General features: G+C 39.0%; 28 protein-coding genes and 2 tRNA genes. 23 read left to right on the top strand and 7 right to left on the bottom strand.

The features are described from left to right. Positions 1-60: 60 nt before the first annotated feature. The 3 genes from EHQ52_RS04550 to EHQ52_RS04540 all read left to right on the top strand — a co-directional run bounded on the left by EHQ52_RS04550 (position 61) and on the right by EHQ52_RS04540 (position 1,617). Entirely contained in the window at positions 61-1,335 is a 1,275-nt protein-coding gene (locus tag EHQ52_RS04550; RefSeq protein ID WP_135614086.1) for an adenylosuccinate synthase, read from the top strand. 116 nt (positions 1,336-1,451) lie between these two features. Continuing rightward, positions 1,452-1,524: transfer RNA gene (locus EHQ52_RS04545), tRNA-Lys, on the top strand. Between the two features lie 18 nt (positions 1,525-1,542). Further along, positions 1,543-1,617, top strand: a tRNA-Glu gene (locus tag EHQ52_RS04540). On the opposite strand, the gene EHQ52_RS04535 is transcribed toward EHQ52_RS04540, so the two are convergent. Together EHQ52_RS04535 and EHQ52_RS04530 are read right to left on the bottom strand one after the other, a co-directional pair. After that, the gene (locus EHQ52_RS04535) at positions 1,596-2,507 is read right to left on the bottom strand and encodes a TIGR02757 family protein (RefSeq protein ID WP_135614085.1); all 912 of its coding nucleotides are present in this window, start codon (positions 2,505-2,507) and stop codon (positions 1,596-1,598) included. The genes EHQ52_RS04540 and EHQ52_RS04535 overlap by 22 nt on opposite strands. 21 nt (positions 2,508-2,528) lie before the next feature. Beyond that, on the bottom strand, positions 2,529-3,425 hold the full coding sequence (locus EHQ52_RS04530; RefSeq protein WP_135614084.1) for a hydroxymethylglutaryl-CoA lyase: 897 nt from the start codon (positions 3,423-3,425) through the stop codon (positions 2,529-2,531). A gap of 52 nt (positions 3,426-3,477) precedes the next feature. On the opposite strand from EHQ52_RS04530, the gene EHQ52_RS04525 reads away from it, so the two are divergent. Together EHQ52_RS04525 and EHQ52_RS04520 are read left to right on the top strand one after the other, a co-directional pair. Continuing rightward, the gene (locus tag EHQ52_RS04525; protein WP_135614083.1) at positions 3,478-4,161 is read left to right on the top strand and encodes an ATP-binding cassette domain-containing protein; all 684 of its coding nucleotides are present in this window, start codon (positions 3,478-3,480) and stop codon (positions 4,159-4,161) included. A gap of 108 nt (positions 4,162-4,269) precedes the next feature. Further along, a complete protein-coding gene (locus EHQ52_RS04520) occupies positions 4,270-6,594 on the top strand; it encodes a M48 family metallopeptidase (RefSeq protein ID WP_135614082.1) in 2,325 nt (774 codons plus the stop codon). 73 nt (positions 6,595-6,667) lie between these two features. Here the strand turns inward: EHQ52_RS04520 and EHQ52_RS04515 are convergent, their stop codons facing one another. After that, positions 6,668-7,291: a hypothetical protein gene (locus tag EHQ52_RS04515; RefSeq protein ID WP_100711376.1), complete on the bottom strand. Its 624-nt coding sequence runs from the start codon at positions 7,289-7,291 to the stop codon at positions 6,668-6,670. Positions 7,292-7,355: 64 nt separating this feature from the next. Next, entirely contained in the window at positions 7,356-8,417 is a 1,062-nt protein-coding gene (locus EHQ52_RS04510) for a tetratricopeptide repeat protein (RefSeq protein WP_425269377.1), read from the bottom strand. Between EHQ52_RS04510 and EHQ52_RS04505 the strand changes: the two genes are divergently transcribed. Genes EHQ52_RS04505 through purQ form a run of 7 tightly spaced genes read left to right on the top strand, consistent with a single transcriptional unit; the run spans position 8,399 to position 13,364 of the window. Next, positions 8,399-9,022: an ABC transporter ATP-binding protein gene (locus tag EHQ52_RS04505; protein ID WP_135615648.1), complete on the top strand. Its 624-nt coding sequence runs from the start codon at positions 8,399-8,401 to the stop codon at positions 9,020-9,022. The genes EHQ52_RS04510 and EHQ52_RS04505 overlap by 19 nt on opposite strands. After that, positions 9,019-9,687, top strand: coding sequence for a heme exporter protein CcmB (locus EHQ52_RS04500; protein WP_135614080.1), 669 nt, complete (start codon positions 9,019-9,021; stop codon positions 9,685-9,687). Before EHQ52_RS04505 ends, EHQ52_RS04500 begins: the two co-directional genes overlap by 4 nt. A 46-nt stretch (positions 9,688-9,733) precedes the next feature. Further along, entirely contained in the window at positions 9,734-10,417 is a 684-nt protein-coding gene (ccsA, locus tag EHQ52_RS04495; RefSeq protein ID WP_135614079.1) for a cytochrome c biogenesis protein CcsA, read from the top strand. 52 nt (positions 10,418-10,469) lie between these two features. Then, positions 10,470-11,618, top strand: a complete 1,149-nt coding sequence (locus EHQ52_RS04490) for a PP2C family protein-serine/threonine phosphatase (protein ID WP_135614078.1) — start codon at positions 10,470-10,472, stop codon at positions 11,616-11,618. Next, positions 11,615-12,484 carry a phosphoribosylaminoimidazolesuccinocarboxamide synthase gene (locus EHQ52_RS04485; RefSeq protein ID WP_135614077.1) on the top strand — a complete coding sequence of 290 codons (870 nt, stop codon included), beginning with the start codon at positions 11,615-11,617 and terminating at the stop codon, positions 12,482-12,484. Before EHQ52_RS04490 ends, EHQ52_RS04485 begins: the two co-directional genes overlap by 4 nt. Further along, a complete protein-coding gene (gene purS / locus EHQ52_RS04480) occupies positions 12,460-12,708 on the top strand; it encodes a phosphoribosylformylglycinamidine synthase subunit PurS (protein ID WP_100706364.1) in 249 nt (82 codons plus the stop codon). The genes EHQ52_RS04485 and purS overlap by 25 nt, the downstream gene beginning before the upstream one ends. Continuing rightward, a complete protein-coding gene (gene purQ, locus EHQ52_RS04475; protein ID WP_135614076.1) occupies positions 12,705-13,364 on the top strand; it encodes a phosphoribosylformylglycinamidine synthase subunit PurQ in 660 nt (219 codons plus the stop codon). The genes purS and purQ overlap by 4 nt, the downstream gene beginning before the upstream one ends. Before the next feature lie 114 nt (positions 13,365-13,478). Here purQ and EHQ52_RS04470 read toward each other — a convergent pair whose 3' ends face one another. Then, the gene (locus EHQ52_RS04470; RefSeq protein WP_135614075.1) at positions 13,479-14,435 is read right to left on the bottom strand and encodes a DUF2804 domain-containing protein; all 957 of its coding nucleotides are present in this window, start codon (positions 14,433-14,435) and stop codon (positions 13,479-13,481) included. A 224-nt stretch (positions 14,436-14,659) separates the two neighbouring features. Between EHQ52_RS04470 and EHQ52_RS04465 the strand changes: the two genes are divergently transcribed. The 11 genes from EHQ52_RS04465 to EHQ52_RS04415 all read left to right on the top strand — a co-directional run bounded on the left by EHQ52_RS04465 (position 14,660) and on the right by EHQ52_RS04415 (position 23,226). Beyond that, positions 14,660-15,904, top strand: a complete 1,245-nt coding sequence (locus EHQ52_RS04465; RefSeq protein ID WP_135614074.1) for an EAL domain-containing protein — start codon at positions 14,660-14,662, stop codon at positions 15,902-15,904. A gap of 78 nt (positions 15,905-15,982) precedes the next feature. Then, entirely contained in the window at positions 15,983-16,744 is a 762-nt protein-coding gene (gene sufC, locus EHQ52_RS04460; RefSeq protein ID WP_135614073.1) for a Fe-S cluster assembly ATPase SufC, read from the top strand. Positions 16,745-16,748: 4 nt separating this feature from the next. Further along, a complete protein-coding gene (locus EHQ52_RS04455; protein ID WP_135614072.1) occupies positions 16,749-17,930 on the top strand; it encodes a SufB/SufD family protein in 1,182 nt (393 codons plus the stop codon). Further along, positions 17,930-18,244, top strand: a complete 315-nt coding sequence (locus EHQ52_RS04450; RefSeq protein ID WP_135614071.1) for a Rieske (2Fe-2S) protein — start codon at positions 17,930-17,932, stop codon at positions 18,242-18,244. The genes EHQ52_RS04455 and EHQ52_RS04450 overlap by 1 nt, the downstream gene beginning before the upstream one ends. A 27-nt stretch (positions 18,245-18,271) precedes the next feature. Continuing rightward, positions 18,272-19,513 (top strand): cysteine desulfurase, encoded by a 1,242-nt coding sequence (locus EHQ52_RS04445; protein ID WP_135614070.1) that lies wholly within the window; start codon positions 18,272-18,274, stop codon positions 19,511-19,513. Further along, on the top strand, positions 19,497-19,922 hold the full coding sequence (sufU, locus tag EHQ52_RS04440) for a Fe-S cluster assembly sulfur transfer protein SufU (protein WP_135614069.1): 426 nt from the start codon (positions 19,497-19,499) through the stop codon (positions 19,920-19,922). Before EHQ52_RS04445 ends, sufU begins: the two co-directional genes overlap by 17 nt. Positions 19,923-19,976: 54 nt before the next feature. Continuing rightward, positions 19,977-20,276 (top strand): type II toxin-antitoxin system Phd/YefM family antitoxin, encoded by a 300-nt coding sequence (locus tag EHQ52_RS04435; protein ID WP_135615647.1) that lies wholly within the window; start codon positions 19,977-19,979, stop codon positions 20,274-20,276. Then, positions 20,277-20,759: a PIN domain-containing protein gene (locus EHQ52_RS04430; RefSeq protein ID WP_135614068.1), complete on the top strand. Its 483-nt coding sequence runs from the start codon at positions 20,277-20,279 to the stop codon at positions 20,757-20,759. A 29-nt stretch (positions 20,760-20,788) separates the two neighbouring features. Next, the gene (locus EHQ52_RS04425; protein ID WP_135614067.1) at positions 20,789-21,619 is read left to right on the top strand and encodes an AraC family transcriptional regulator; all 831 of its coding nucleotides are present in this window, start codon (positions 20,789-20,791) and stop codon (positions 21,617-21,619) included. A gap of 54 nt (positions 21,620-21,673) precedes the next feature. Continuing rightward, positions 21,674-22,828, top strand: a complete 1,155-nt coding sequence (chrA, locus tag EHQ52_RS04420; RefSeq protein WP_135614066.1) for a chromate efflux transporter — start codon at positions 21,674-21,676, stop codon at positions 22,826-22,828. Between the two features lie 65 nt (positions 22,829-22,893). Then, a complete protein-coding gene (locus tag EHQ52_RS04415) occupies positions 22,894-23,226 on the top strand; it encodes a metal-sulfur cluster assembly factor (protein WP_100706353.1) in 333 nt (110 codons plus the stop codon). Here the strand turns inward: EHQ52_RS04415 and EHQ52_RS04410 are convergent. Continuing rightward, positions 23,223-23,894 carry an ATP-binding cassette domain-containing protein gene (locus EHQ52_RS04410; protein WP_135614065.1) on the bottom strand — a complete coding sequence of 224 codons (672 nt, stop codon included), beginning with the start codon at positions 23,892-23,894 and terminating at the stop codon, positions 23,223-23,225. The two genes, EHQ52_RS04415 and EHQ52_RS04410, sit on opposite strands and share 4 nt — an antisense overlap. Next, entirely contained in the window at positions 23,894-24,658 is a 765-nt protein-coding gene (gene modA, locus EHQ52_RS04405) for a molybdate ABC transporter substrate-binding protein (RefSeq protein WP_135614064.1), read from the bottom strand. Before modA ends, EHQ52_RS04410 begins: the two co-directional genes overlap by 1 nt. Positions 24,659-24,664: the final 6 nt, after the last annotated feature.

The raw sequence follows: 24,664 nt of genomic DNA, 5'->3' as shown, positions 1-24,664 counted from the left end.
TATGAAATTATATAAATCAATCTGTCAGATACAAAAGAAACAGGAAATAAGGAATAATCCATGCCCGCAACATTAGTGGTCGGAACCCAATGGGGTGACGAAGGGAAAGCAAAAGTAATCGATTACCTTTCCAAAGATACGGATATCATAGTACGTTACCAGGGCGGAGCCAACGCTGGACATACAGTCGTGGTTCATGGCAAAAAATATGTTTTTCATTTGGTGCCATCAGGGATCATCTACGACCAGACAGTTTGTGTGATCGGGAACGGAGTTGTTTTAGACCCGACATTTTTTATCGAAGAATGTGATAAACTACAGGCAGAAGGATTTCCAGTATATGATAAACTTCTGATCAGTGATGCATGCCATCTTCTTTTCCCATTCCATGGACTCATCGATTCTGCTAGAGAAAGTTCCTGCACTCCAGATCGTAAGATCGGAACTACTAAAAAAGGGATCGGTATCTGTTACGCAGATAAAATGATGAGGATCGGTCTTCGTGTAGGAGATCTTAGAGAGAGCGATTTCGAAACCAGACTACAACATCTGGTAGATGAAAAGAATAGAGAACTCGTCAAACTTTATGATGGAGAGGAACTCTCCGCCAAAGATATTTTAGAGAATGTAAAAAAATTCTACTCTAAGATCCAAAAAAATATTATCAATACTCCTTATTACTTAGAATCCCAATTAAAAGCGGGCAAAAAAGTACTATTAGAAGGTGCACAAGGAACAGGACTAGATGTTGATTTTGGTACTTATCCTTATGTAACCAGTTCCAATCCTACAACTGGTGGAGCTTTTATAGGTTCTGGAATTGCATTCCATCATTTAAAAAGTGTGATCGGAATTACAAAAGCTTATACCACAAGAGTGGGAGAAGGTCCTTTCCCTACGGAACTTCTTGGGGAAGAAGGAGAAAGACTCAGAACCCTAGGCGCAGAATATGGCGCTACCACCGGAAGACCAAGACGTTGCGGTTGGTTTGATACAGAAGTTCTAAGACATGCAGTTCGTATCAACGGACTTACATCCATTGCACTTACTAAGATAGATGTTCTTTCTGCTTATGATAAAATTCCTGTGGCAGTTGCTTACGAAAGGAATGGCAAAAAACTGGATTGTTTCCCATCTCAGGGACTAGACCAAGTAAAGGTGATCTACGAAGAATTCCCTGGTTGGAAGACGGACATCACTGGCATCGGAGAATTCGATAAACTTCCTTCTGCTTGTAAGGATTATATCCGTGCTTTGGAAAAACTGATAGGTGTTCGTATTGATTTGATCTCTACAGGACCGGACAGAAAGGACACGATCGCTTCCGGATTCTAATTCGGACGAAAGTTTTTCGTAGATTTTTTGCGTTTGGAAACTTCTCCAAACTAGTAAAAAACTATATGAAATTCGTTTGACCAGAGAGGGCCGAAAAATATCGTGTTCTTACGTTCGAGTCGTTAGCTCAGCTGGTAGAGCATCTCACTTTTAATGAGAGGGTCTTGGGTTCGAATCCCAAACGACTCAAGCTGAACTAATTAAAACGCCGCCATCGTCTAGTGGTTAGGACACCAGGTTTTCATCCTGGTAACCGGAGTTCAATTCTCCGTGGCGGTACCACTCTTCTTCTTTTTCCCATAAATCTTACAAACCTCTTTTAAGTCGCAGGACTCACATAGCTCAGCTACGTATGCAGTTTTGCATTTACGTAAGATCCCAAGCCTACAAAGAGCAAAGTCCATTCTCAATGGGTCTTCCGGATAAAACTTTTGGAAATAATCTGTGACCTCTCTTGATTTTTTAAAATCAGAAGTCCTTCTTTCAGTAATTCCTAAAATATTAGAAAGACGATTGATATGAGTATCTAAAGGAAATAATAACTCAGAGGTTTTGATCTGTTTGTATAACCCAAGATCAGGTCCTTCTTTGCGAACCATCCATCTTAAGAACATACAATAACGTTTGTGTGCAGATTTAGGATTTCCGAGTCCGATCAAAAAACCAAGCCCGTAGGACTTCCAACCTGGATCCAAGTCGTTTAAAATTTCAGAAAGTCTGGATTGAAAACCGGAGATCCTTTTTTCTAAACCTGTATCTTTAGGATGGATCGGACTAAACCAAGATTCTAAAAACTTCTCTCCTGATTTTCCAATTTCCAGATAGGCGAGTCGGATTGCTTGTAAGAATAATAAAATATCTTTTTCTTTTTGGAAGCGATAAGGTCCTAATTTATTTTTCCAGATCTTGGTTCCATGATTGAGTAAATATTGTTTTGGATTTTTACCCATTGGCTCCAAAAGCCTTGCGAGAAAACCTCTGATCGCAGTTACATTCCCATAGGCAAATAACGCGGATAGAAGTCCTACAAATTCTCTGTCTTCCGGCGAATCATATAGATAACATAAAAATAATGGATCTGAATCTAAAAATTCAGGTTTTGTATAATTCTTATATAAAAGATCAAAACTTTTTTTCAGATTTTTCTCTTTGGAAAGGGTAGAAGAGGACATATTTCCGCTAGCAACTTCTACTTAAGAAGCCGCTTTTGCTTTTAATGCAATATAGGAACGAGAAGCTAATTTTCTTTGTAAAATCCCTTCCATAAACGCGGAAGCTTCTAATAATTTAGAAAGATCTATCCCGGTTTGGATCCCCGACTTATGGAAGAAATAAACCAAATCTTCTGTTGCCAGATTTCCGGATGCACCTTTTGCATAAGGACAACCTCCGAGTCCTCCTGAAGAAGAATCAAAAGATCGAATTCCTAACTCATAGGATTTTTGTACATTAGAGATCGCCATTCCATACGTATCATGAAAATGCCCAGCTAATTTATCCGCAGGAATTTCTTTCAGAAGAGTATTAAGCAATTTATCTACTTCTGCAGGAACTGCAGTACCAATCGTTTCTCCTAAAGAGATCTCGTATGCACCTTGGTCCAAAAGTATTTTAGAAACTTCTAAAACCTTTTTTGGATCAATTTTTCCTTCGTAAGGGCAATCGATTACTGTAGAAACATAACCTCTTACCAGCACTCCATCCTTCTTTGCTTCCGCAAAAATTTCCTTAAAACCATCTATGGATTCTTGTATGGTTCGATTGATATTCTTTTTGGTGAATGATTCAGAGGCTGCTGTGAAAACTGCTACTTCTTTAAATCCGGAGGAGATTGCAGCTTGGTATCCTTTTAAATTAGGAGTGAGTGCACTAAAATGAATATCTCCTTTTAGATCCAAGGAGGCGGAGAGTTCTTTTGCATCTCCAAGTTGTGGAATGTTTTCTTTTCTTACGAAAGAAGTTGCTTCTATATGTTTTAGGCCAGCCGCGACCAGCTTTTGGATAAAAGCTAATTTATCCTGCGTTGGGACCTCCGACTTTTCATTTTGGAGTCCGTCTCTTGGTCCTACTTCCGTAATTTTCAAACTCATGTCTTTAAGGGATTGGTTGTCAGAATTCTAAGCAAGCACTAAACCGGTATCCGTGTCCGAGAAAAAAACACCTATCATCGTTTTGGAAGAAGTTTCTCTATCTTCTTCCAAAAGGACTTATATGTCCGGGGTGAACCTACAAGTAGAAGCAGGAGAATTTCTCGGAATTTTGGGCCGTTCCGGTTCTGGAAAGTCCACACTCTTGCGACTATTATTAGACCTTCCGATTCCTTCTTCTTGGAAAAAAACAGGAAGTATTCGTATTTTCGGAAAATCCAAAAAAGAAATTCCAGCAAGATGGATCCAACCTGTTTTTCAAGATCCTGTTTTAGGTTTTAATCCAATTTGGACCTTGGAAAAAAGTTTAAGAGAGCCCTTGCAATTATTCAAAGAAGAAAACTTATACGGATCTTTATTAGAAAAATGGATCCCAATCTTGGGATTAGAGGGTAAGGATAGAAATCGTCTTCCTTCTTTTTTTTCGGGAGGAGAACTACAAAGATTTTCTCTTCTTCGTGCACTTCTTTGCCGCCCTAAAATTTTATGTTTGGATGAAGCTACTTCTGCTTTAGATCCAATATTAAATCATCAAGTTTTACGGGCCCTTTCTGATCTGAATAAGAAAGAAGGAGTTACGATCCTTTGGGTAACTCATAATATTAAATCCGCAAATAAGTTCTGCTCACGTATTGTAGAGATGGAGGAGCTGAATCGGGCTCCGATAAACTCTCATTAAAAGTATTCTGGATCCGAAAAAAAAATTGAATTATCCTGTCGGGAACCTGAGAATCTGAGGTTTATTTATTATAGCTATCACCTGGATCCACAGAAGGGAAATGAATTTATGGACTTTGTATATCCTGAGAACCCGCTCCATGTTCCTAAAGATTTAACAACTCCTACGGCAAATCTTAAAAGAAATCTATGGTTAGCCGTAGCAGGCCTAATCGGATTCGCAGTCATTTATATAACAATTGCGGCTTGGTTTACATGGGCCACTTTTTATTTAATTACTGCTGGCTTTGAATCTAGACATTCCAATTTATATACTATCATTTCTGCAATGGTCTCAGGCATAATTTCTTTCTTTATGCTCAAGGCATTATTCTTCGTAAAGAAAGGTGAAATTTCCCAAGAGTATGAGGTCACTGAAAAGACTGAACCTAAACTATTTAAATTCTTATATAGATTAGCTGATGAGACTGGAGCGCCTAGACCTCATAGAGTGTTTCTTTCTTCTAGAGTGAATGCTTGTGTATTCTATGATCTATCCATTCTGAATTTCTTTTTTCCATCCAAGAAAAATCTGGAGATAGGTCTTGGCCTTGTGAATGTACTTACAATCAGTGAACTAAAAGCAGTGCTCGCTCATGAGTTCGGACATTTTGCACAAAAGAGTATGGCTGTTGGTAATTGGGTTTATATCGCTCAACAAATCGCTGCTCATATTATTGCGAGAAGAGATGCATTAGATGATTTTTTGAAAAGTTGGTCTTATACAGATCCCAGATTGGCATGGATATTCTGGATTTTGCGTCTTGCCATTTGGTCTTTAAGGGCATCTTTAGAAACAATTTTTAATTTGGTGCTCATGGCTCAACATGCTCTGTCCAGAGAAATGGAATTTCAGGCGGATTTGGTATCTGTTTCAGTAACTGGAAGTGATGCATTGATCCATGCATTACATAAATTACAAGCAGCAGACGCTACTTGGGATAGCGCCCAAGATTTTTTTTACAGACAAGCTCAGGAACATAAGGCTGCAGCAAGTATTTTTAAACTTCATTTACGCACAATCGATCATATGGGAAGAATCCTGAACGACCCTGACTTTTGTAGAGTAACAGTTCTTCCGCAAACAAATCCAGGTGCGCATAGGGTCTTTACCTCTGAGATCGCGCAGCCTCCTCGTATGTGGGCTACGCATCCTTATAATCATGAAAGAGAGAATAATGCTAAAAGAAATTACGTTTCTGCAAAATTAGATGATCGAGACAGCTGGGTGATCTTTGACGATCCGGAAGAGCTTAAGGCCAAATTTACAAAACAACTTCTCGTAAAATTACCTGAAGAGGTTGGGACTAACGAAGAGCTGATCTCAAAGTTAGACGAGGAATACCAACAGGAATATTTAAATAGTAAATATAGAGGAGCCTATCTTGGCAGATCCTTTGTAAGGCATGCGGAGAAGCCAGAAAATTTCTTTGATCATAAGATTGACTCTATTTCAAAAACTTTGGGAGAATTATATCCTCCTTCATTATCCGAGGATCTAGAGAAGTTGAAAAATTTAGAAAGAGAACTAAACTTACTTTCTGCATTGAGAGATGGATTTTTAGTTCCCCCGGATGGTATTATACGCTTTAGAGGAAATGAGATCAAGAAGAGGGAATTACCTAAGGCGATCGAAACAATTCGGAAAGAATATGAACATTCTTTGCAGCAAGTATTTGAGCATGATAGGCTTTGTCATTCTGCACATTTTCAGGCTGCAAAAGATCTAGGAAAAGGCTGGTCTGAATATTTATCAGGCTTGTTGGAAGTCCTACATTATGCGGATCATTCTCGTACGGATGTAGAGGATGCCCAAGGATTTTTCAATAATGCTTATATTATAGTAACTGCGGATAGAGATGTTAGCTCCAGTGAATTGGACAGATTGGTAGCGGCAGGAACTGAACTTTTTAATGCACTTGAGATTGTTTTCAGACATGCAGAAAGAATACAGCTAGACTCAGTGCTTTTAAAACGATTGGAAATAGATTCCTGGGCTTCTGGATTAGGAAAATTCGAGTTTGTTCCTCCTACTCGGGAGAATATGAGCCAATGGATAAATGTAATGGACTCTTGGATAAACGCAACTTACAGTCCTCTCTCTCATTTACATCATGCTGCCTTAGAAGAGTTACTTCTTACGGAGGCTAAAATTTCAAATTGGACTATAGGTAAGAAGTCCAAAATAGAATCGGCTCCTGAAGCTTCTGCAGTCGTGAAAGATTATCCTAAAATGACTCCTGGCAAAGAAAGAGAATTACAAAAAAAGTTGGGTCTCTGGGATAGATTCCAGACTGCAGACGGACTTATTCCTGGTATCCTTAGGTTTTCTGCATCTTCTGCGATCATTGGCGGGATCTTATATTCAACGATCTATTGGATTATAGTATTATAATATGATCTGAAAATAAAAAACCCCAAGGTAATAACACCTCGGGGTTCCAACAAAACTAGATCGAAAGAGTTTTTTAGAACTCTATATGATACAAGTTTTTGCGGTCTTTTTTGTCCTTATACAAAGCTAATAGAATGTCTATCCTGTAAATGGAAGAACGAAGACTTGCTTCTAACAATCTGAGAGCTTTGATCTGGTTTTCGAGAGACATCTCGTTGAGTCTGGTTATCTCAGTTTTTTCAAAAACTTCATGAGTAACCTCGCTCGATTTTAAATCTGCCGGTTTAAAGACAATTTTTTTATTCTCGAACATCACCTCGTAATAGATCCTTTTACTTTCGGATGCTAAGGTGATATCGGATACCTTTCCGCTATTGAACTGGAAGGTGATGTACTTAAACAAATTGCTTTCGTACCCGTCCTGAACTTGGAAAGGAATGTCTTCCGTGACAATGGTTTGGCGTTTCTCATACTTCGGCATCAGGACCACGAGGATATCGTGTTTGCGCTCTAAGTCTTTTAATCGTTCGTTGATCGTTGTTTCCAGACCTACGATGATTTTTTTAAGGGACTTAGTGTACTCGCTTGTTTCGTCCTGAAATACGTCCGCCTCATTGACCTTTTGTTTTTGTTGGGCCAATAACGGAACGAAGAAGAAGAGGGTCGCCAAAGCGAAAAGCCTGGTTTGGTTTTTCATTGGATCCTCCGTCCGTAAGATTGGACGGATTATTTTGATTTGCCAAGTCTTTTTCGGGTTTGGGCTATTGCCCTTCCTTCTCTGCTTCCTCGTCGGCGGCCTTGATCTCTGCGAATCTTTTTGCCAGGTCCCTTCTTCTTTCTATAATTTTAAGAGAGAATTCTGTAAAGAAAGGGTCATTGGGAAATTTTAGCAGCTCCTCATATTCTTTTGCAGCCGTGACATAATCGCCGATCTTACTTGCTGTCTCTGCAAAATAAAAATGAAATTTTTTATTATAGGGTCTCTTCTTCCCTTGGTCATCGTATAGATCAGTATTCCTGAATATCTTATACGCGTAATAATCTCTGCCGCCCATAATCTCCAGACGAGCGAGTCCAAGCTTGGCATCAGGGCTATTCTGGTCTATGGTTAACGCTTTTTTAATATAAATTTGGGCTCTATTCTTAAGATCGGTTCTGATATAATGTTCTGCAAGAAGGACCAGCGCCTCCGTTTGGAACTGATTTAATTCAACCGCTTTTTTATAATATATCACTGCTTGTATTTGTTCGTTCAGAAGTTCGTATAGAACTCCTAAATGCATATAAGTTCTATAATATTTAGGGACTTCTGCGATAGCGTATTCATACTGAAAGATAGCCTTCTGGTATTTTTTTTCTATATGATAGGCCCTTCCTAAATTATATCTAAAAGCAAAGAAGGAGGGGTCAAATCTCATTCCAGCTTCTAACATGGAGATAGCCTTCTCTCTTTTTTTGGGATCTGCTGACTGCAATAATCCTACTGCTTCGTTATTAAAGATCCCGCTATTATTGATCTGTTTTCCTTCATATTCAAAACTTGCTTTGGATGGAGGAGGAGCTCCTTTCCAATGTCTACCTGCTGCTACTATAAAGTCCTGTTCTGATCGGGCGAGGCTTCCGTCTTGGTAAAACTCAGGATCTAAAAAATCATTTTCTCCCCAGAGTATACCTGCGTATTCAGAGTCTCCTATTTTGAATTGAGCATGGACAATATTGGGAAAGATCAATAATAGGAATATGCAGAGTGACTTGGCAAAATTTAAGCCTTGTAAATACTCTTTTAAAAGGGAAATTGTCCTCATTGGTTGCATTACAAACATCAATTCCAGTATTGGAATGTTCGAACCTATCGTACAATATCGGACGAAAATCGGTTTTAAAGAACGTTTCCTTCTCCGTTTTTCCGAACGAAGTTTTATTTGTGAGAGGAATGAACGGCTCTGGAAAGACTACATTGCTCAAGTCTATTTTACAACACGATAAATTTCAGGACCAGATCAAATTTCCTTCTTCCAAATCACCTAAACTTTCTTATCTCGGCCATGATCTGGGTCTATATACTACTCTTAGTCTAGAGGAAAATTTAGAATATTTCAGAGGTATCGCTGGTGATTGCCGTCCTGAAGATCAGATCATTTCTTGGTTAAAAGATTTTCGTCTTTGGCAAAGAAGGAAGGATCCTGTTTCTTCTTTTTCTCGCGGGATGAAACAGAAGGCCGCGTTAGTGCGTGCTCTTTTGCCTAACGTGGATCTTTATCTTTTAGATGAACCTTTGACTGCTTTAGACAGTGAGGGAGAATCCAAAGCAAGATCTGTTTTGGAGAATGTTCTGGAAACTTCTTCCATTATCATGGTGACCCACGATCCTAATTTTAGTTTAAATACAAAGTCCAGACTTTTGGAATTAGGAGAAAATTCCAAATGAAAGCAATACTTTCCCTGATCCGAAAAGAGTTCCGATTATTAGGAAAAGCAAGTAATGGAATTTTATCATTACTTGTATTAGTTTCTGCGATGGTATTTTTATTCCATTATGCTTTAGAAAGGAACGGCAAAATTGATCTGGTCGCTCTTATTGGATTAAAATGGGCCATTCTATTTGTCGCCTCATTTGTATTAGTTGGTCAGTTTACATGGGAAGAAAGAGAAGCTGGTGGTGGAACCGCAAGTAGGCTTTTTATTTCTCCCTGGGTTTTATATTTTTCTAAATCAATTTTAGTGTTTATTGCGTTGTCTGCAGCCGCAATTTATTTGATGGGACTTTTTGCTCTCATGTTCTCCGCATTTCCCGCAGACATAAACGAATTCGGAAGACAAATTGTATTTTTCTTTCCGGGTCTATTATGCATTTCCTTTTTGGGAGTTTGTCTTTCCCATATCAGCTTATCTTCTCGCTTGAAAGAAATACTTCTACCCTTGCTTCTCGTACCTCTTTCTATTCCTGTATTTTTATATGGGATGGAAGCGGAGAGAAAATTTATCTCCCAACCTTTTTCTGCCTTGGTCGGTTCATTTGTTCTAATTTTGGCGTTCGCTCTTTTTTACGGTTCCATGGGCGCACTTCTGGTAGAAATGACTTCCGACGAATAGGATTCTTGTTGATACAATTTGCGGATACCTGCACACTTCCAAGCGTATGAATATTCGCCTCCTGCATCCCGCCTGGGACTGGATACTCTCTCTTTTGTTTTTATCAATTTTTCCGTTTGCAGTGCTTTTGGGTTTATATTATCCGAATGTGATCTTAGAACAGGGGATCTCCCACAGGATTTTTTATTTCCATGTGCCAGTTGCATGGGTGGCTTTGTATGGTCCTGGAATTTCTTCCATCTGCGCGGTTGCTTATCTCGTGACTAAAAATCGGACCTGGGACACACTTTCACTTTCTGCAAATAAGATCTCTCTTTTGTTTGCGATCGGAGTTTTGTTTTCAGGACCAATCTGGGCTTATCTTGCTTGGGGAACTCCTTGGGATACAACTGATGCTCGTCTAAATTCTTTTTTTGTTTTAGTGCTCAGTCTTGTGGCTTATTTCCTTCTAAGGTTTTTAGTTCTGGACCAAACTAAAAAGTATATCTTCTCCGCTTTTTTAAGTTTGTTCTGCAGCGTGAATGCTATCCTAACCTGGGGAGCAATTCGCTGGATGGACAATCCTGGAAATCACCCTTCTTCAGTGCTCGGAAAAAAGGGAATGGATCCTGACATGAGGATCTCTTTTTGGTTAGGAATTTTGGCCTATCACCTACTTTTTTTGATCTTATATAGAATAGTTTATCGTTTGGATAAGATCAAAGCGGTGAGGGAAGAATTGTTGGATTGAAAAATTCACTCAATTTAATAAAATACGAATTTTGTAATGATAGGGACGGATCGTGGATAGAGAGAAGCAAGAGAGCCAATTGAATTATTCCGACTATTCTATCCTTGCGGTGGATGATTCGGATATCAATCTCAAACTTTTAGTTCATACTTTAAAACCTTTGGGTTTCCAAGTTTTAACTGCTATGAATACGGAAGAGGCGCGCGCACTTCTTGCTACCAACCAAGTTGATGTTTTACTTTTAGATGTGAGTATGCCCGGCCAGGACGGATTTTCTTTCTGTAAGGAACTGAGAGAAATAGATAGATTCAATCTTCTTCCTATCTTATTTATCACTGCATATAATAGAGAGCTTGGATTTGACGAGGCAATCACTCATGGTGGAGATGACTTTCTTCATAAACCTTTCCAGCCTAAAGAATTAGTAGCAAAGATCAGAGCTTTCATCCGTATTAAAAATCTTCAGGACGAACTTTTACACCAAAAGAAAAAGTACGAAAAAGAATTGGTGATGGCGAGAAGGGTACAACAAGAACTCGTGCCTGAAAAACAATTGGAGTGGAACGGCTTCAGTGTGAATTCGGTCTTCCATCCTTTGATGCAGATCGGTGGAGATTTTATAGACGCATGGATAGAAGAGGATAAACTTCATGTGTTTATCGCAGATTGTTCCGGCCACGGACCTTCTGCAGCACTTCTTTCCGCAATGGTAAAGATGCAGGTTTCCAATTTAGGAAGAAGTAATACTCTTGTTGAAAAAGTAAAAACTCTTCGCCAACAATTGGAGAAGATCCTACCAGAAGATTTTTCCATTACATTCTTCTATGGTATCCTAGATGAAAAAGGGTATTTCGAATACGCGAATGGAGGTCATCCACCTCCGCTATTGTACAATAAAGGTAATGTAGAGGAATTACCTGGTATGGGACCTCTAATCATTCCTATAGAACTTGGAACAGAAGATGAGTTTAGATCTGTGGTCTTAGAAAAAGGTGTTTCTCTATTACTTTACACAGACGGGGCCACTGAAATAACGGATGAGAACTATAATATTTTGGGCGAAGAAAGTCTGAAGAAGATCCTAAAAGAAGCCGTTGAATCCAAGGAAGACATTTTAAATTTCTCTTTGGAAAGAATATTGGCTCATTCAGGGAATATGACCCACGACGATGATATCGCTCTCATGGTTATCCAAGGATGAGTGAACTTCCAAAACCTTCTTATATTGGCAAAGTCAGAGACGTATACGATTTAGGAAATTCCCTAATATTATCTTCTACAGATAGAGTTTCTGCATTCGATGTTGTTTTCCGCCAGATTGTTCCAGGCAAAGGAAAAGTTTTAAATAAGATCTCTGCAGAATGGTTTTCCTACTTTAAGGATATTCCGAATCATATCATAGAGACTGATGTTTCTAAATTCCCTTCTCCATATAAAGATCATCCAGATCTAAAGGATCGTTCTGTTCTTGTTAAAAAATGTAAACGGATCGACTTTGAATGTGTTGTCCGCGGTTATCTTTCCGGTTCCGGTTGGAAAGAATACAAACAAGATGGAACCCTTGCTTTTAAAAAACTTCCTCCAGGTTTGAAAGAATCCGAAAAGCTGCCTGAACCAAGTTTTACTCCTGCGATCAAAAACGATACAGGCCACGATGAGAACATCTCAGAAGAGAGAATGAAAAATGAGATTGGATCCGAACTCTTCTCTATTTTGAAGGAAAAATCGATTTCCCTCTATACCAGGGCCGCTGAACTGGTAGCTGGGGCCGGGATTTTGCTCTGCGATACCAAATTCGAATTCGGAATTTCGGAAGATAAGGTCATCTTGATCGACGAAATTTTGACTCCGGATTCTTCCAGGTACTGGGCGCATGAATCTTATGTTATCGGGACCACTCCGCCCAGCATGGACAAACAGATCTTAAGGAACTATCTGGAGAAATCCGGATGGAATAAAGTTCCTCCAGCTCCGGATCTACCGGAAAGTCTGATTGTGGAATTGCAAGCGGCATATAAGGAAATACAGGACCGACTATTAAAATGTTTATCGCAAGAATTAACGTAACTCTAAAAGAATCAGTTCTCGATCCTCAAGGGAACACTGTAAAATCCACTCTACAAGAACTTGGCGAAAAATCTGTCCAAGATGTTCGAGTTGGAAAATATATCGAGGTCAAATTGGATTCTCCAGATCTCGAAACTGCAAAGAAGACAGTAGCAAATCTTTGCGAAAAACTTTTAGTAAATCATGTGATTGAAACTTATCGTTCGGAGATCATAACGGAATGAAAGCAGCGGTAGTCACTTTTCCAGGTTCCAATTGTGATAATGATATCGTAAGAGTTCTTTCTGAATTCTATTCTGCGAAAGTAGACAAGGTTTGGCATAAAGACCAATTCTCCGAAAAATATGATCTGGTAATTCTTCCGGGAGGATTTTCCTACGGAGATTATCTAAGATCCGGAGCAATGGCTCCTTTTTCCCCCGTGATGAAATCAGTAAAAGAACATACTGATCGTGGAGGAAAACTATTCGGGATCTGCAATGGATTCCAAATATTAGCGGAAGCTGGTTATCTTCCAGGCGCATTAATACGTAATAGAAATTTAAAGTATGTTTGCAGGACCATCGGTCTTAAAAAAGCTTCTAACTCAAATAAGATCAGCGGCAGTTTAGCTGATGATAAGATCTTAAGAGTTCCAGTGGCCCATGGAGACGGATGTTATTTTGCTTCTGCAGATATCCGCAAACAACTGAAAGACGAAGGTCGTATTCTGTTCCTTTATGCAGGAGATAATCCGAATGGAAGTTTGGATGATATCGCTGGGATCTGTTCTCCAGATTTCAAAGTGGCAGGAATGATGCCTCACCCTGAAAGAGCGATGAATCCGATCACTGGGGAGATGGACGGCAAAACCGTTTTAGATCTTCTGATCGCTTCTTAAAAAGTTTTAAAAGTTTCACACAAAGTCGCTAAGGGGAGAAGGTTTATTTTCTTTTCAAGGAATGTTTTCTTTTTACTCTGAAGACCTTCTTAACTTTGTGCCTTAGCGTGAACCCTATCGTTTCTCTAAAAGAGCAATTCCTCTTGTTATCTTTTCCTTCCTCGTTTTGGTTTTAATCCAGCCCGAAACAGTATATAATGTTTTTATAAACTTTTCAGATCCGAAGTTTTTTGGCCTTGGAAAACTTGCTTCCACTTCAGGCTCAAACTCAAGCTCCAAAGTGGAATTTTTATTTTTCAGAACCTTCTTCTTGCCTTGAGATTCCCAAACCGGATCGCCTAAGTTTAGAACTTCACCGTCTGTCCAGGCTATAATTTCCTCTTCCAAATACAGATGTATTTTTTTCTTCACTCCGATTTGTAGATAAATCCTATTTTCCAAAGGAAAAACTTCGGAGCTGTATCCCTTAAAAACAGTATAAGATAAAAGTCCATTTTCTAGAGAAACGGATAGATCGTTCCAGGAAAGTTGACCTTCTACCCTTAAATCAGGAGAATGATTTTTAAAGACCCAATCTTTCCCGGAAGGGGAAATTTGAGTGAACCAATTACCTTTATTTTTATCTCCAGTATAAGCAAGTGCATCCAATTGGAAGTTCAGATTTTTTTCCCAAATGGCAGAATGAGTATAACCTTGGCGGATATTATCATCCAATCTGAAATTGAATCTTTTGTCCGATTTAGTAAAACTCCAATAACCGTTCTTAAAACTTCCTTGGTGAATAAAAGAAGAAGTTCCACTTTCTAAAAGAGATACCTCCTGCAAATTTCCGGTCTCTCTATTCCAAAGCAAAAGATTTGCACCTGATTTAAATTTGGTAGAATAGATCCTAAGTTCTAAAAAGATTTTTTCACCCAGTATATCTACGAGAACTGAGTCAATAGATCTGAATTTTGAAAAAAGTCCTGCATTATATTCTTTGGAATTATCGATCTGCACTGGACCGAAATATTTTCCAAACAAAGGTTCTAATGTAGAAGGATGAAGAATGGAGCCTAAATGTTCTTTCATAGGATGTTCATCTAATAGCGATTAGTCGCCGTTTTTTTTGGAATAAAAACCCCGGTTAAGACGGGGCTTTGTAACAAAAGAAAACAAATAATTTGCCATAATGTAGGAAAAGAATAAGAAAAAAAGGGGAATTTTCCAAGCTTTCGTCTTCATTCCTAACTCAGTTTCAGGGAAATATGCTTGTGTGTATACTTCAACCGGATTCTAGTAGTGAAGGAATCTGCATGCTCGCCGAATACGAGTCCCAACAAATTCTATCTCTGGGAGAAGGTTATTATACCCCTCATTACCAGCCGATTTTAGACGTCGGTAATCGTAATATTATAGGTTACGAGGTTTTGGGCAGAGTATTTTCTCCTGAATCCAATCAATATCATTCTCTAGGTTATCATTTTCATAATCCAGATACGGATACTGTTCGTTTAGTTCATATTGATCGTATCATTCGTGAAAAGGCGATCAAACATGTGAAGGAAACAGGTCTTAAGACTAAAATTTTCCTGAACATGATGCCAAACTTTCTCTCCATGGTTTACACGGGAGAAGTGTTGGATATCAAACGTCTTCATATTCTTCATCTAATAGACAAGTATGATATTAACCCGAACGATCTAGTTTTAGAGATCACAGAAGATAAGTTCGAGGGAAATATTGAAAAACTTTTATATATAGTAAGCCTTTTCAGAGAAAGAGGGATCAAGATCGCAGTAGATGATCTTGGAGTCGGTTTTTCCAATTTGGAAAGGATCGGTTATATTCATCCGGATATTATGAAAGTGGACATAAAAATTATGAGAGAGAGTTTAAACAGACGCTCTTTCAAAAACGTTTTGTCTGCAATTTCTGAAATGTCCCAAAGACTTGGTTCTCAACTTCTATTCGAAGGTGTAGAAAACGAAGAAGAATTATATCTCGCTCTTTCCATGGGAGCAAATCTTCTACAAGGTTTTTATTTCTCTCGTCCGGCATTGGACTTTCAGGACAAAAAACGTTTTAATAAAACTCTCAAAACCTCTCTCGAAAAATTCTCAGGACTTAGATTCCTGGAAATTCTTGAGAATCTCAGGAAAGAACAATCCTTCTTGGATCAGTTCGTAAATTTATTCAAAGATCTGGAAACTTCTTCCGAAGAAAAGATGACGGATGCATTGGGTTCTATCCTGGACAGACTTCCTTTGGAAACTACTTCTGTTCTTGTATGCGATATGCATGGTTATCAAGTAACTCCTACTTTCAAAAGAGAAGCATACGATCTTCCTTGGACAAGATTGCTGACCGAGGTAGGGAATAACTACGCTTGGAAACCTTTCTTCATCCGCCATAAGGCTGAAACCTATCATTCCAGCAGAGTTTCCGGATTTACCGAGCCCTTCCATGATATAGAAACCAAACGTCAATATGTCTTATTCACCCTGAATCTGGGCGAGAATCATGTTCTCATTCTCCGCCTGGATTGGGAATCCTACTGAAGTCTCGGCTTCCAAACATCTTTCCTATTGATCTCCGCCTCAGGCATAAAAACATAGTCCTAGGCAGGGGTCCTATACGTGGCGGAACTACTCAAAATCTTAAATCTTCGCGCCGGAGTGGAAACCGAATCCGGTGAAGTCCAAGAAATCCTAAAGGGAGTCGACCTTACCATTGGTGAGGGAGAAGTCCATGCCATCATGGGTCCAAACGGATCTGGAAAAAGTACCTTATCAAATGTCATCATGGGTCACCCAAAATATAAGGTGATCTCTGGGGATATATTTTTCAGAGGAGAATCCCTTCTGGAAAAACCAACAGACGAAAGAGCAAGAGCAGGCATCTTTCTTTGTTTCCAATATCCAACTAGCATTCCTGGTGTAACCATCGGAAATTTTTTACGTACCATTTTAAAATCAGTTCGAGGAAAGGATCTACCTGTAAAAGAATTCCGCAAAGAACTGAAAGAAGCCACAGCTTTATTAGAAGTTCCTGATACTTGGATTGGAAGATACGTGAACGACGGATTTTCCGGTGGAGAGAAAAAAAGGAATGAGATCCTTCAAATGACTCTTCTCAAACCTAAACTTTCAGTTTTAGATGAGACTGATTCAGGTTTGGACATTGATGCACTTAGAATTATCAGCGAAGGGATCACTAAAAATAAATCAGCAGAAAGATCTATTCTACTGATCACACATTACCAAAGAATGTTGAACTATGTGACTCCAGATTTTGTTCACGTTTTTGCACAAGGTAAGATCCTTAAAACAGGCGGGAGTGAACTCGCTCTTGAATTGGAAGAAAAAGGATACGATTGGATCCTAAACGGAGCGAACTAAAGGAATGCTTTTGGCGGAATCTATTTCGGAATATATCAAGGAGAAGAAGGAGCCATCCATTCTTACCGAATTCCGTACAAGCGCCGAAAAACTTTTAGGCTCTGCTATATTTCCGGATTCTTCTTTGGAATCTTGGAGAAAGATCAGTCTTTCTAATTTTAAAATTTCTGAATATACTAAAGTTTGTCCTGATTCTTCTGTAACTGTTTCCGGAAACGCAAAGATTACTAAATTACAGGATCTTCCTCCTGAAAAACTTGCGGAAGTTTTGAAAAAAGCGGGACTAGCAGTTTCATTTTATTCTAAAGAATGGTTTCCTCTTTTTGTATTTTCCAGATTCACTCATGCGTATTATGTGCAGCTTGGTTCTGATCCTTCTTCTTTTCCTGAGATCAAAGTGGAATGTAAGGATGGAAATATCATTCTTCCTCTTCTGATCGTGGATGCTTTCCCGGGAGCTAAATCTAATTTTATAGAAAGATGGGAATCACCTTCTCAGAAAGATTTGGTGTTTATGAGTGGAGTCACTATTCTTCTTACTCCTCCGAATGGGGATTTCCAATATTCTAGTTTGGAAAATTTGGGAGATTCTACTTTTCATTTTAGATCTACATACGGCATCCAAGAAAAAGATTCTAAATTCCATGCGAGTCTTGCTTCTTGGGGTGGATATAAAGGTAAGACTTTTTACGATACGAATGTTGCCGGAAAAGGATGTTGGACACGTTATGTAGGCCTTTCTCCCTTAAAAGCGAGGGAATTCCAAGACACTGAAGTCCGGATTCTTCATTCTGAAAGCCATGCACAAAGTTCTATTTTATATCGTACTGTTGTAAGAGAGAAGGCCCATCATGTTTTTACAGGAAACCTTCATATACCTTCTCATTGTAAAGATGTGGGTGCGATCCAGATCAATAATAACCTTCTTCTAGACAGAACTGCAAGAGCAGAATCCATTCCTAAATTGGAAGTATTTGCTGACAGTGTTAAATGTGAGCACGGCGCCACTGTCGGAGAAATAGACGAAGAGCAATTATTCTACTTAGCATCCAGAGGTATCTCGGAAGAAGAAGCCCGCAAAATGATTGTCGAAGGATTTTTGAACGAAGTAGTTCGAGAATTTCCTTCCGAAACTGTTCGCGAAGAATTATCCTCTATGATAGAATCTAGGATGTTGGGCGAGTAATGGGTGAATTTCAGAAACTAGCTAAACTTTCCGATCTGAAAGAGGGAGAGATATTCGTAGCAGAAACCCGTTACCATAGGGTAGGGTTGACTAGACTGGGGAACGAAGTTTGTGCATTTGCAGATCTTTGCACCCATGATGGTGAGGATATTTCTACAGGAGATTTGGAAGGCGACGTAATCGTCTGTCCAAGACATTCTGCAAAGTTTAATATTCGCACCGGAAAGGTACTTTGTATGCCTGCAGTAGAAGATTTGCCAGTCTATAAGACTAGAATCGTGGGTGACGAAGTCGAAGTAGAGTTGGAGGATTGACATGGGAAACCGAGGAGAAACAGAGCTTTGAGTTTTGATCTCGAAAAGATACGCAAAGATTTTCCGATTCTATCTACACAGATGAACGGCAAGCCCTTGGTGTTTCTGGACAGTGCTGCCAGTTCTCAAAAGCCTAAGTCTGTCATAGATACTATACGTAAATATTATGAAGCGGAGAATGCGAATATTCACCGCGGAGTATATTATCTTTCCCAAAAGGCCACAGAAAAATATGAGATGGCCCGTATCAGAACTTCCAGATTTATTGGAGCTGCCTGCGCTAAGGTAGTCATCTTTACTCGCAATACTACTGAATCCATTAACCTAGTCGCTCAGTCTTGGGGACGCACCAATATCCACGAAGGTGATGAGATCGTACTCACTGAATTAGAGCATCATTCTAATTTAGTTCCTTGGCAGATGTTGGCCCAGGAAAAACAAGCAGTCTTAAAATTTATCCCTCTCAATCAAGATTCTACTTTAGATCTAAGTAATCTGGACGAGATCATCACCGAGAGAGTAAAGTTAGTCGCTCTTGCTCAGATGTCCAATGTAACAGGAACTATTCACGATCTTTCTGCTATTATTCGTAGAGCAAGAGAAGTTGGAGCAAAAGTATTGATTGATGGAGCCCAAGGGATATGCCATCTTCCAACAAATGTTCAAAAAGAAGATTTTGATTTTTACGCATTCTCCGCTCATAAGATGCTCGGGCCAACTGGTGTAGGAATTCTTTACGCTAAGGAAGAGATCTTAGACACAATGCCTCCTTGGATGGGCGGCGGAGATATGATCTCCAAAGTTTGGAAGGACAAATCCACTTATGCGGATCTTCCTGCAAGATTAGAAGCAGGAACTCCCAATATTTCTGGTGTTATCGGATTTGGAGCAGCTCTGGAATATCTGGAATCTGTAGGAATGCAGGAGATCAGAAACCATGAGTTGGAACTCCTACAGTATGCTTTGGATCGATTAGAAGATTTCGGCGGTTTAGAACTGTACGGAACAAACGATCTAAGCAAAAGAGGAGGAGTGATTTCCTTCAATTTCCCTGGAGTCCACCCTCATGACGTGGGCTCGATTCTGGACGAAGAAGGGATTGCAATCCGTGTGGGACATCATTGTGCCCAACCGTTTATGGACTTCAAAGGGATCGCAGGTACCTGCCGCGCTTCTTTCTATCTTTATAATACCAAAGAAGACGTAGATTCTCTTTTGGTAGGTCTAAAGAAAGTGAAGGAGATTTTCGGCCGTGTCCTTAAGCGATAGTCTTTACCAGGAAGTACTACTCGATCATTATCAAAATCCAAGGCATCATGGAAAGATGGAGCAGTTCCATCTTCATCAAGAAGGAGTGAATCCTCTCTGTGGTGACGAAGTAGAATTATTCCTAAAACTGAACGGAGATATTATCTCTGAAATTAGTTTCGTGGGGAAGGGTTGTTCTATTTCCCAAGCCTCCGCTTCCATGTTAACAGACTGTCTTTACGGCAAAACAATCTCCGAAGCAAAATCAATTCTGCATGAATTTAAAGGAATGCTTTTAGAAGATAAGGTCCCGAATTTTTCGGAAGAATATGAAGACCTTGGATCTATGGAAGCGGTAAAGAAGATTCCGGCTCGCATTAAATGTGCAACACTTGCCTGGAATACTTTAGAAAAGGCGATTGGAAACTAGTTTTTTTGGGTGAAAAGGATTGACAAAGGTGGCTACGGTAGCTACTATAATGGCATGAAAGCGGTCGGGATCAAGGATCTTAAAAATAATCTAAGCAGTTTTCTGGATTTTGTGCGAGGTGGGGAGACCGTCCTCATTTTGGACAGAAATCAACCTATCGCAGAGATCAAAAAATTCGACCAAAAATCGGATCTTACCAAACAATATTTAGAAGAAGCAGTGGCTTCTAATTCTATTGTTCCTGCTAAAAATCAGAAAGGAATCAATATTCCAAAATCCTTATTATTAAATGCTGGAATCAAAACCAAAATCTCTACAGCTTGGAAGGAGGCTTACCAAGCGGACAGGGATTAAATGGTCTTATATATAGATACTAGTCTTCTATTAAATATTCTTTATGCAGAGGCAGGTTACGAAGACCATTTAGATTATTTTAATAAATCGGATCTCAAATTCGGTTCTATCTTACTTGAGATAGAAAGTTTCAGAAGTTTACATTTCATTTATTCTAAAGAAGCCAAACATTTATCTAAAAATTGGATTAAAGATGCAGAAGGATTCCTGGGTGAGTTCATTTCTCAGATCAATTTAAAAAATCTAGACGACGATATTCGAACGGAAATTCGAAAAAATAAGGAAGTCCTGGAATTAAAATCATTGGATGCCGCTCATTTGGCGACTGCATTGCATATCCGAAAGTCAATCTCCGACGAATTGATCCTTTGTTCCATGGACGAAAAATTCAGATCTGTAGCCCAAAAACTAGGTTTTAAATTATATCCCAAAAAAAATTCAGATCGCAAGAACTATCAAGCAAGAGTAAAAGATAAAGTTTAGGATACTTAGAAACAGTACCAAGGACTGTAATGGATTTCGTTCAAAAAGCTCTCTGGTTTATAGAAGGTCATTCTAAAGAAGATATTTCTTTAGAAGATGTCGCAAAGAATGCAGGGGTTTCTCCCTTTCATCTGACACGAACTTTCTCTTTAACTATGGGAATTTCTTTGATGAGATATCTAAGAGGACGACGTTTAAGTGAGGCTGCAAAGATATTGGTAGAAAAAAGCTCCAATATTTTAGATCTCGCTTTGGATATTGGTTACGGATCTCACGAGGCATTTACAAGAGCTTTTAGAGATCAGTTTTCGATCACTCCAGAACAACTTAAGTCCCAGGGTCATCTTGGTAATGTGAACTTAGTGGAGGCTATCACCTTGAACGCTGAACCAATTCCTAAAATCGATCCACCCAGATTCGAAACTATCCCACCTAGACTTTTTGCAGGCACTGTAGAACATTACGATTGCCAAATGCCTGCAGGAATTCCAAACCAATGGCAAAGTTTTGGAGCATATCTTGGAAACATTCCTTCTCAAGTTGGAGATGCTGCATACGGAGTTTGTTATAATTTCGATGCAGAAGGTAACTTCGATTATATGTGTGGTGTAGAAGTTTCCAATTCTTCCGGTTTACCTAAAGAGTTTCAGGTATTAAAGATCCCTACACAGAAATATGCTGTGTTTACTCATAAGGGCCATATCGCTGGGATCAGAGCAACATTTGCAGCAGCAGGTAAATGGTTTCCTGATTCAGGGGTAAAACCATTCGAAGGTGCGAACTTAGAAAGATATGGCAAAGAATTCAATCCAATCACAGGGATGGGCGGATTGGAAATTTGGATCCCAGTAGAGGATTAAATTTTTCAAAAGGTCTTGCGGAGTCGACACGCAGGGCCTAAATAGTTTTTTTGAATGAAAGAAGTCTTCTTCACTTTTTTAAAACTAGGTTTGATCTCTTTCGGTGGGCCCACTGCACATTTAGCATATTTCTATCAAGAATTTGTAATTCGCAAAAAATGGATCACTGAAGAAGTTTATAAAGAATTATTGGCGGTCTGCCAATTTCTTCCTGGTCCTGCAAGCAGCCAATTGGGGATCTGTATCGGAACTCTTCGATCCGGTTGGAAAGCTGGATGTATAGCCTGGATTGGATTTACACTTCCTTCTATAATACTGATGGTTGGTTTTGGAATTTTATTAAAATCGAATATAGTTCCAAATCTGAAATGGATCCACGGTTTAAAATTAGTCGCTGCTGCAGTTGTGGCTCATGCAATTTTGACCATGTGGAAAAATTCCAAAAACCATCCTTATAAGATCTATATGGTCATTGGCTCTGCAATTATTGCACTAGTATTTTCGGGGGCATTTACTCAGCTGATTGTAATTTTGATCGGAGCAAGTATTGGATTTTTTCTATTTAAAGAAGAGTCTGATCTTCCTAATGTTTCTGTTTCCTTCTCCATTCCTAAAAAGATCGCATTCTGGTCCTTAGGATCTTTCTTTTTTCTTCTTTTAATATTACCTTTATTAAGATCATTCTCTGGGATTTTATCTTTTGCGATCTCTGATTCATTTTATAGATCGGGTGCATTAGTATTTGGTGGAGGACATGTTGTTCTTCCTTTATTAGAAAATGAAGTGATAAGACAAGGTTGGATCGGAAAGGAAGAGTTTTTAGCAGGATATGGGGCAGCTCAAGCGATGCCCGGTCCTTTGTTTACATTCGCTTCTTATTTAGGCTATATGATCTCAGGTCCAGGTGGAGCGGTCTTATCTACTTTATTTGTATTTTTTCCATCCTTTCTCTTGGTATTTGGATTTTTTCCTCTTTGGGAAGAGATCCGAAATTATCCAAAAATGAGAACAGTGATTGATGCGATCCAGTTTTCTGCTTTGGGAATTTTATTGTCCGCATTCTGCACTCCTGTATTCACTTCTTCTGTATATTCTGTTTACGATCTATTCGTATTTGGCGGATTGTTTTCTATGATGGTTTTTCTGAAAGTTCCGAATTGGTTGGTATTGATCATTGGATTAATCGCCCCATTCTTAAAACCGTTCTGATGAAAAACAATAGAAGCCTTAAAATTCTTTACACGAAGCCGCTGTCTGGATAGACTAATTGTTAGATGCAATTATTAGAACAACCAACTCAAGAGATCGAAAAAAGGGTCTACGCTGAGATCCATAGGGTAGAAGATCCAGAGATAGGGATCTCCGTGGCGGAGTTAGGTCTGATCTATAAGATCCAGGTAGAAGGTGATAAGGCCAGGATCGAAATGACTTATACTTCTATGGCTTGTCCCGCCGGCCCTCAAATGAAAAAGGACATCCAAGATAATGCTCTTAGAGTAGAGGGTATCAACTCTGTAGATGTGGAAGTAGTTTGGACTCCTAAATGGGATCCTCGCGCAATGGCTTCTGAAGAAGCTAAAATGGATCTTGGGATTTTCGATTATTAAGAACGTTTGCTGATTATTTTACCATCTTCCATATAAAGAGCAGAAGTCCCAAAATATTCTAGGTCTTTGGGATCATGTGAGATCAGAAGAATTGGCATACTGATCTTCTTCCTTAAACTTTTTAATTCTTCTCTCATCTTCTGTCTTAGATCCGTATGAAGTGCTGCAAACGGTTCATCTAAAAGTAAAATTTTAGGATCTCTTGCAAGTGCTCTTGCGATCGCCGCTCTTTGTTTTTGCCCGCCTGAAAGATGTTTTGGATAACTTTCAGAAGTTTCCTGTATCTCGAATAAGTTCATCAGATAAGAAACTGTTTCTTTGTCTTTTTGACTAGTAATGCGAAAGAATTTGTTTAATCCGAATTCGATATTTTTTCTGACAGTGAGATGAGGGAATAACCCATAACTTTGAGGAACATAGCCTAGATTTCTCTTTTGAGGAGGAATATATTTTTTGGAAGAAGAGTCAAAATAGACAGTGTTTGCAAAAGATATTTTTCCAGAATCTGGTTTTAAAAGACCGGCTAATGCTCTTAAGGTGAGACTTTTTCCTGCGCCAGACGGACCGTATAATACCTGAAATTCTCCAGAAAATTCGAACTGAACATCCAGCTCGAATTTTCGATTTCCATCGGAGAGTTTTTTTCGGATATCTACGGTTAAAGACATTAAGGAAGTATAAACTTATATTTTAGAAAAGCTTCTTTTGCTTCCGGAGATTTTTTTAAAAAATCTAAGAAGGATTTTGCTTCTTCTGAATTTTTGGTTCCAGTTACTAAAATTCCTGGGTATAAAATCGGTTTGTGCCCGCTTAGAATGAGTGCGATCTTAACTTTAGATTCTGCGATTGCTGCATCTGTGACGTATACAAATCCAGCTTCTACTTCTTCTCTTCCAACATAATCCAAAACCTGTCTTACGTTTTCTGCAGGGATAAACTTTTCTTTTAAGGAAACATTAAGATTACTTTTGGTTAGAGCTTCTTCTGCGTATTTTCCTGCGGGAACTGAACTTGGATTTCCGATCGCAATCTTTTTGATCTCAGGTAATTGTAGGTCTTCTAATTTTTTGATCTTGAGTTCGCTAGTTTTAGGCTGAATGAGGACTAAGGTATTTTTGAGTAAGATCGTCTTTGTAGAAGATTCCAAAACTTCTGCTTTGATCCCTTTATCTACGATATCCTGATCGGCAGAGATGAAAACATCTACTGGAGCGCCTTTTTCTATTTGTTGGTATAAACTTCCGGAAGATCCGAAATTGAATACCGCTTTGATACCTGTCTTTTGTTTGAATGTTGTTCCGAGTTCTTTCAATACATCGGTTAAGCTAGATGCCGCTGAGATTGTGATCTCTTTTTCCTTCTCTTGTGAATAAGAAGGGGATTGGATGAGTAGAAGTAAAACTGGGAGTAATATATATAATCTTTTGATCATTCGTGT

Source organism: Leptospira koniambonensis, from assembly GCF_004769555.1.
Taxonomy (GTDB): Bacteria; Spirochaetota; Leptospiria; order Leptospirales; family Leptospiraceae; genus Leptospira_B; species Leptospira_B koniambonensis.
This window is presented reverse-complemented; position numbering and strand designations above follow the sequence as displayed.